This is a genomic window from Aquimarina sp. (genome assembly GCF_977115655.1).
In genome coordinates, this window is the sequence record NZ_CDSBKO010000117.1 from 1 (window position 1) to 6,303 (window position 6,303).

The 6,303-nt window shown below is 29.6% G+C and carries 6 protein-coding genes and 1 tRNA gene; 2 read left to right on the forward strand and 5 right to left on the reverse strand.

Annotation, left to right across the window (positions count from 1 at the left end; translation table 11 throughout):
• Window positions 1–129: 129 nt before the first annotated feature.
• Window positions 130–203, reverse strand: a tRNA-Arg gene (locus ACZIYX_RS23400).
• A 256-nt stretch (window positions 204–459) separates the two neighbouring features.
• Between ACZIYX_RS23400 and ACZIYX_RS23405 the strand changes: the two genes are divergently transcribed.
• A complete protein-coding gene (locus ACZIYX_RS23405) occupies window positions 460–972 on the forward strand; it encodes an adenine phosphoribosyltransferase (protein WP_462684689.1) in 513 nt (170 codons plus the stop codon).
• A 62-nt stretch (window positions 973–1,034) separates the two neighbouring features.
• Here ACZIYX_RS23405 and ACZIYX_RS23410 read toward each other — a convergent pair whose 3' ends face one another.
• From ACZIYX_RS23410 to ACZIYX_RS23425, 4 genes are all read right to left on the reverse strand, one after another.
• Entirely contained in the window at window positions 1,035–1,847 is an 813-nt protein-coding gene (locus ACZIYX_RS23410) for a hypothetical protein (RefSeq protein ID WP_462684690.1), read from the reverse strand.
• A 377-nt stretch (window positions 1,848–2,224) separates the two neighbouring features.
• The gene (locus ACZIYX_RS23415; protein WP_462684691.1) at window positions 2,225–2,377 is read right to left on the reverse strand and encodes an SsrA-binding protein; all 153 of its coding nucleotides are present in this window, start codon (window positions 2,375–2,377) and stop codon (window positions 2,225–2,227) included.
• Window positions 2,378–2,482: 105 nt separating this feature from the next.
• Window positions 2,483–3,229 (reverse strand): LytR/AlgR family response regulator transcription factor, encoded by a 747-nt coding sequence (locus ACZIYX_RS23420; RefSeq protein ID WP_462684692.1) that lies wholly within the window; start codon window positions 3,227–3,229, stop codon window positions 2,483–2,485.
• 5 nt (window positions 3,230–3,234) lie between these two features.
• Window positions 3,235–5,109: a tetratricopeptide repeat-containing sensor histidine kinase gene (locus ACZIYX_RS23425; RefSeq protein ID WP_462684693.1), complete on the reverse strand. Its 1,875-nt coding sequence runs from the start codon at window positions 5,107–5,109 to the stop codon at window positions 3,235–3,237.
• A 212-nt stretch (window positions 5,110–5,321) separates the two neighbouring features.
• Here ACZIYX_RS23425 and ACZIYX_RS23430 point away from each other — a divergent pair, with 212 nt between their 5' ends.
• Complete coding sequence (locus ACZIYX_RS23430; protein WP_462684694.1) at window positions 5,322–6,182, forward strand: M57 family metalloprotease; 861 nt, start codon at window positions 5,322–5,324, stop codon at window positions 6,180–6,182.
• Window positions 6,183–6,303: the final 121 nt, after the last annotated feature.

Below are 6,303 nucleotides of genomic sequence, written 5' to 3' on the forward strand. Positions count from 1 at the left end.
TTTGAAAATCAATTAGTTATCTAATTTAAGAAATATAACCCAATGAGGCAAAAATCGAATCAATTTACATTTAACTAATTGATTTCAAGATAAATAAAAAGAGACAAATCTTAGATTTGTCTCTTTTTGTGACCTCGGCAGGATTCAAACCTGCAACCTCTTGAGCCGTAATCAAGTGCACTATTCAATTATGCTACGAGGCCTTTTTGCGGGTGCAAATATATAGTTTTTTATTTTTATAGCAAAACAAGTAACGGTTTTTTTAAAACTTAAAAAAGTTTCTTATATTTTTTAAAAAGCATGCACAGATTAATATTTAAAATATTGATTAGTATATTTTTGATAAGTTGTTGAGAGTTTGATTACTAATAATTTGATGCAATGATTGTAATACGATTTTTCAGAAGTATATGTTGCAGACCTGTTTTAAAGTTACTTATTTTTGATTATTTTCGGTTTATGAAAATACAAGATTATATTAGAGATATTTCTGATTTTCCTAAGCCAGGGATTTTGTTTAAAGACATTACTCCTTTACTGGGCAATCATAAAGCTTTTACAAGTTGTGTAGATCAGTTAGTTGATTTAAGTCCAAAAGAGGTAAGGATTGATAAGGTTATAGGTATTGAGGCAAGAGGTTTTATTATGGGGATCCTGATGGCAGAACGTTTAAAAGCAGGGTTTGTACCTGTTAGAAAAAAAGGAAAATTGCCTTATGATGTAAAATCTAAAAGTTATGGATTAGAGTATGGAGAAGATGTTTTGGAAATACATACAGATGCAATAAAAGCCGGAGAAAACATTTTAATTCACGACGATGTATTGGCTACAGGGGGAACTGCAAGAGCAGTTTGCGATTTGGTAAAAGAATTGGGAGGTGTGGTTGTACAGTGTAATTTTATAATGGAATTAGATTTTCTTAAGGGCAGAGAAAAATTAGATGTTCCGGTATCAGCTCTTTTAAACTATTAATTACAAAAAAACCTTCAGAAAATGAAGGTTTTGTATTGAAAAAAAATCTATGCCAAAAACAGCTATTGTTTTGTGGTAGCAATTATGGCACCGTCTTTTGCTTTGTCGCCATAAATACTAATTGCAGTTTTAGGTTTGAGAAAGTCGACTTCTGCCAGATTATCTGACTTTGCATGAGCATCTAAAGTTTTGAAATCAGCTTCTTTTCCATTAATAATAATTAACTTTTGAATATCAGGATTATCAATAAAACTGTATTTTTTAGAGCTTGAGTTCTGAAAAGGATGGATTTGTTGCCCATTAAAAAAGAAACTTCCATTTTGATTTTCGTCAAAATGGAAAGACTCCATAATCTGATCTTTTAATTTTTGGATAGCAATGTTTCCTTTAAAAAATAAAGAATCTTTTTCATCATTAAAATCAAAGGTAAAATTGTGTTTTTTCATCACACTATCCATATTTGTGTTTGGAAAATTAAACCCAGACTGGTTTTTTAAGACAGCAATATCAAACATCCCCGAATTGGTAATATATAGATTACCGTTTTTATACCCTAGTTTTATTTCTGAAATAGGTACGTTTGAAGAGGAAGAATACTGGCTTTTGGCGTTTCCTTTTTTTAATGCAATGCTAAGGCTTGTAATCTCATTTTTATCATTAAACTCTATTTTTTTAAGAAGTAATTCAATTCCATTTTCTGAAAAGAATTTTTTTAAGTCTTCTAATTCTTGTTCTGATGTGTTTTTATTGATAACAGCTGTTATCTCATCAGATTGGTTATTGCTTTTTAATAAGTTCTCTTCTGAAATAGTTGTAAATGCAATTAAGGGAAGCATACCTAGTATACTTATTCCTAGAATGATCCATTTTTTCATAATAAATGATTTTGTTTTTAGGTATTGTGATTTTTCTCTAATTACGAAAAACAAGAAGAAGTGTTGCAAAAAGAGCAATTATTTTAATCTTAACCAAAGTTTTAATACCTTATTGAGGGTATAATTCCCCGTGTTCTATGATTAAAACAAAATGCATTTTTACAAGCATACCTGTAGATATAGCTAAATCAACATAAAATAACATTAATCTTTCTAGTGAAAAATCGAATTTCTACGTTAAAAATACTCGTCATAGCTCTGCTATGACTGCGTTTTTTGCCTTGAACTTCGATTTTTTCCTTTATAAATCTTTTATGCCATTTCATATTAATTTAGCTATAGATGTATTATACAATTTGTTTTTTAAAAAAAGGTTTTTAATCTAAAGCCCTTTTGGTTATATATAATTTCCATCCAAATATCAAGAGTTGTAACTTAGAGGCTTTACTAAGATCTAATCGTTTTTTAGTAAAACTGGGAAGTATTACTTTGTTTAGTTTTGCGATAAAGGAGAATATATGTTTTTGCATGATTCAAGAATAACAAATTTACTTGATATTATATTGAGATTGTATTTTTTTTTTTTTTTTTTTTGAGAATAATAAAAAGTTGTTTTTTAGCAAGTTATGTTTTTTTTAAATATGTTTGAGCAGCTCTCTTTTTTTGTCTCTGGATATAGATAAGGTTTTTCCGTCACTCATAACAATATGGCCTCCATCGTCATTACTTAGTAATTTTAGATAATGTATATTTATAAGATTGGATTTATGAGTTCTAAAAAAATTAGGCTGTGTTAGTTTTTCTTCAAAAAACTTTAGGTTTTTGGATACAACCATTTGAGGTAGCCCATTAAGAATAATAGATGTGTAATTGCCTTCAGCAATACAATACATTATATCTTCAATTTTGATCACATGTAAACCTCTGCTGTCTGATAGTACAATTTTTGGGGATTCTCTTAAGCCATAAAGGTTTTTTAAATTTTCGTGCACATTGTTTTTGGAGGCTGTTTCTTTTTTTATTTGTTGGCGGGCTTTGGATACCGCTTCTTTAAGTTTTAAAGGGTCTAAAGGTTTAAGTAGATAGTCAATAGCGTCATATTTGTACCCCTTAATAGCATAATCGTCATGGGCAGAAATAAAAATAATTTTAAAACTCATATTGCCAAGATCCGGGATTATATCAAAAATTGTACTATTTCCCAATTGAATATCCAGAAACACAATATCGGGTTTATGCTCTTTAAATAGCTTTTGTATAGATAATTTATCCCATCCTTCTCCAACAACCTCTATTTGCGAACAATAGCTCTCCAGAAGCAATTTTAAGCTGTTTCGGGCCATTTTTTCATCGTCAATGATAATGCATTTAAGTATATCCATGATATTTAGGTTATGATTGGTAGATTTACAGTAACTCTTGTTCCTTTTGGTTTTTTATTATTGTCTGATAAATCTGTGATTTTTATAGAAGTTTCTTTGTACCCTACTTTTTTAAGAAGTTTTATTCTTTCTAGTGTATTGCCGGATGCTATAGATAGGTGAGAATTATTTTCTGATTTTTTATTTAGCTCAGCCGATTTTTGTCTGCCAATCCCATTGTCTTCAATAACACATTGGATACTATTTTTCTTTTTTTTGAAAGAAATTTTTAATTCTTTTTTGTTTTTAGAACTCAGTCCATGTATAACAGCATTTTCAAGATGAGGCTGGATAATCATGGATGGTATTTTTGGGTTTAGTTCTGTCAAATTATCATCAATAGTCAGATTCAAAATAAATTGGTTGTCAAACCTTTTGTTCTCCAAGGTTATATATGTTTTGATTATTTCTAATTCTTCTTTAAAGTTAATATATAAACTGTCTGAACTGGATAATATTTTCCGTATTAATTGCGATAATTGCCGCATGTGTTCACTAGCTTCAAACTTGTCTTTTTGAAGAATAAAACTCTGTAGTGTGTTAAAAGAATTAAACAAAAAATGAGGGTTCATTATAGATCGTAAAGATTTTAACCTTGTTAAACTTATTTCTTCATTAAGTTGTGCAATCTTTAATCTGCTTTTTTGATAAATGGTTAAGATAAACAAGATGGATATAATAGTAATTACAACATAGGAAAAAGCAATGATTTTTATATTATAAACCTGTTTTTTTGTTTTTTCATTTTTATTTTCAAGAGTAGTTATAATCTGGTTTTTTTCGATTAGTATCTTATTGTATTCAGACCGTGCAATCTCTTTTTTTAAGTTATGCTGATTAATTTTTTTTAAATAATTTTCTTTGGCTTTTAAATAATGAATAGATTGTTTTAAATCTCCTTTTATTTCAAAAATTTCGGCAAGATCATTTAAGCTAGACAGGTTAGAGGGTGGGTATTCGATATTAGTGTCGTTTATAGATTTCTTGTAGTAATCGATGGCTATGTCATAGTTTTTGAGTTTGTAGTTAAGCTCTCCTATGGTATTAAAGAAAAATGCCCCAAAAACCTCTTTCCTGTTTTTTGATATTTTATCCAGATTTATATATTTATTAATGACTCTGGAAGCTTCTGAAAGTTGGTTTTTTTTAATATATCCGTAAGCAGCATTATTTGCAGCAATTTCCAGGGAGTTTGCCTTGTCTGGTTTTTTTTTTAGAAGATCAATTGCTTTGTTAGAAAAGTATATTAAAGAGTCGGGGTCTGTTTTTTCAAATGTGGAAGAAATATTTATTAAAGAAATTGCTTTTAAATGTTCTTGATGAGGGTTTATATAGTCAAGCGATTTTTTAAAATTTTCCCGCGCAAGTTCAGGTTCTAACAGCTCATTAAATAAGGAGCCTTGATTTGTTGCTATTTCCCATTTTAACCATTCCTTTTTACATTGAAGAGATAGTTTATTTGCTATGTTGTAATATGTTAACGCTTGTAAGTATTTATCTTTTTTTTGCATTTGTACAGCCAGCATTATGTTTGTTTCGGTTAAACAATCCAGATCATAATTCTTAGTACAATAATACAGTAAACAAAATAGCTCTTCAGTATCTGTGTTTTTAGGTTGGTTGTAAGTATAAAAACGTAACAATGCTAATTCTGAGGTGATAATACTGTCCTTGTTATGAAACTCTTTTGCTAGTTTTTGCTTCTTTTTAAGATTTTCTAATATGGAATCCTGTAGGTGTTTTTTTGAATTAAAGGGTGTTGTATCCTTTGCAGAAACGGTAATTGCAATTAAGAATCCAAGCATGATAAACAGGGGAAAAACACTTTTTTTTATTGCCATATTTGTAATAGTTAAGGGGCTAAATTTACAAAACAATTAAAGTTTTATCTTACAATTTATGATTTTGTCATTTTTATGCATAAAAAAACAGCAGTTCGTGTAATAGGATATGCAGTTCGTGTAATGGGATATAATGTTCGTGTAAAAGAGTATTAAATTAAGATAGGTTAGGAATATATTAGTAAACTTTTAACAAATAAAACACAAACTCAATGAAAAATTTTAAAACACTTTCAGTATTAATCTTTACTGGGATTTTATCCGTATTTGTATCTTGCGAAAAAGAATCTGTAACAGAATCTGCAGAGCAATCTTCTCAAGAAGTTTCTAAAGAGGTATTAGCCAAGCTTACAAAACTTAATTATAATACTAATGGAGTAGTTCGACAATCAATCACAGGAATTGATGGTGTAAAAGAAGATATGTATTTGATAGAAGGAGATATTATTATGTCTTATGATCAAATCATGGCTTCAGATATTTTTGATGGAATACAAAGTAAGCAGTATCACACTACTAATTTGGTAACAGCAACAAATGTTATTAGAGTGGTTGGATATAACGGTAATAATCAATATGGATTAAGTGCTACAGCGCAAACAGGTTTACAGTATGCCATTGAAAATTATAATAATGAAAACCTTAGTATTAGGTTTGAACTATCATTTGGTACAAATTGGGGAGCTAATGATATTTTGGTATTTGTTGATAATAGTATCAATCCTAATCCAAATCAATCTTCTGGCAGAGCTGGTTTTCCTGCTAATGGTTTTCCGTTTACAAGAGTAAGAATCAATAATGGGGCGAATAATACGCAAACTGACCAGCAATTAGAGCATCTATTAACACATGAGATTGGACATTGTATTGGGTTTAGGCATACAGACTGGGATACAAGAAAAAGTTGTGGGGAGAACAGTAATGAAGGAGCAGGTACCGATGGTTTAGTATATATCCCTGGTACTGCTGGACCGGGAGGAGATGCAAATTCTATAATGAATGCATGTTATCCTGGTAACACTAATGGAGAGTGGAGTAACCTAGATAAAGTAGCTCTTGACTTCTTATACTAAAATAATGGAGTAAATAAGGGTTTTTACCTTATCTTATTTATTATTTATAAAATAGCACCTATAAATATGAGGCTACTGAAAAAGTAAGTCTCTTTTCAAAAAGAGAGGTTCATATAAGAGA

Coding starts and splice junctions, on each gene's coding strand:
- ACZIYX_RS23425 (WP_462684693.1), bottom strand. CDS start 5,109: ATGGCAATAAAAAAAAGTGTTTTTCCCCTGTTTATCATGCTTGGATTC.
- ACZIYX_RS23430 (WP_462684694.1), top strand. CDS start 5,322: ATGAAAAATTTTAAAACACTTTCAGTATTAATCTTTACTGGGATTTTA.
- ACZIYX_RS23415 (WP_462684691.1), bottom strand. CDS start 2,377: ATGCAAAAACATATATTCTCCTTTATCGCAAAACTAAACAAAGTAATA.
- ACZIYX_RS23410 (WP_462684690.1), bottom strand. CDS start 1,847: ATGAAAAAATGGATCATTCTAGGAATAAGTATACTAGGTATGCTTCCC.
- ACZIYX_RS23405 (WP_462684689.1), top strand. CDS start 460: ATGAAAATACAAGATTATATTAGAGATATTTCTGATTTTCCTAAGCCA.
- ACZIYX_RS23420 (WP_462684692.1), bottom strand. CDS start 3,229: ATGGATATACTTAAATGCATTATCATTGACGATGAAAAAATGGCCCGA.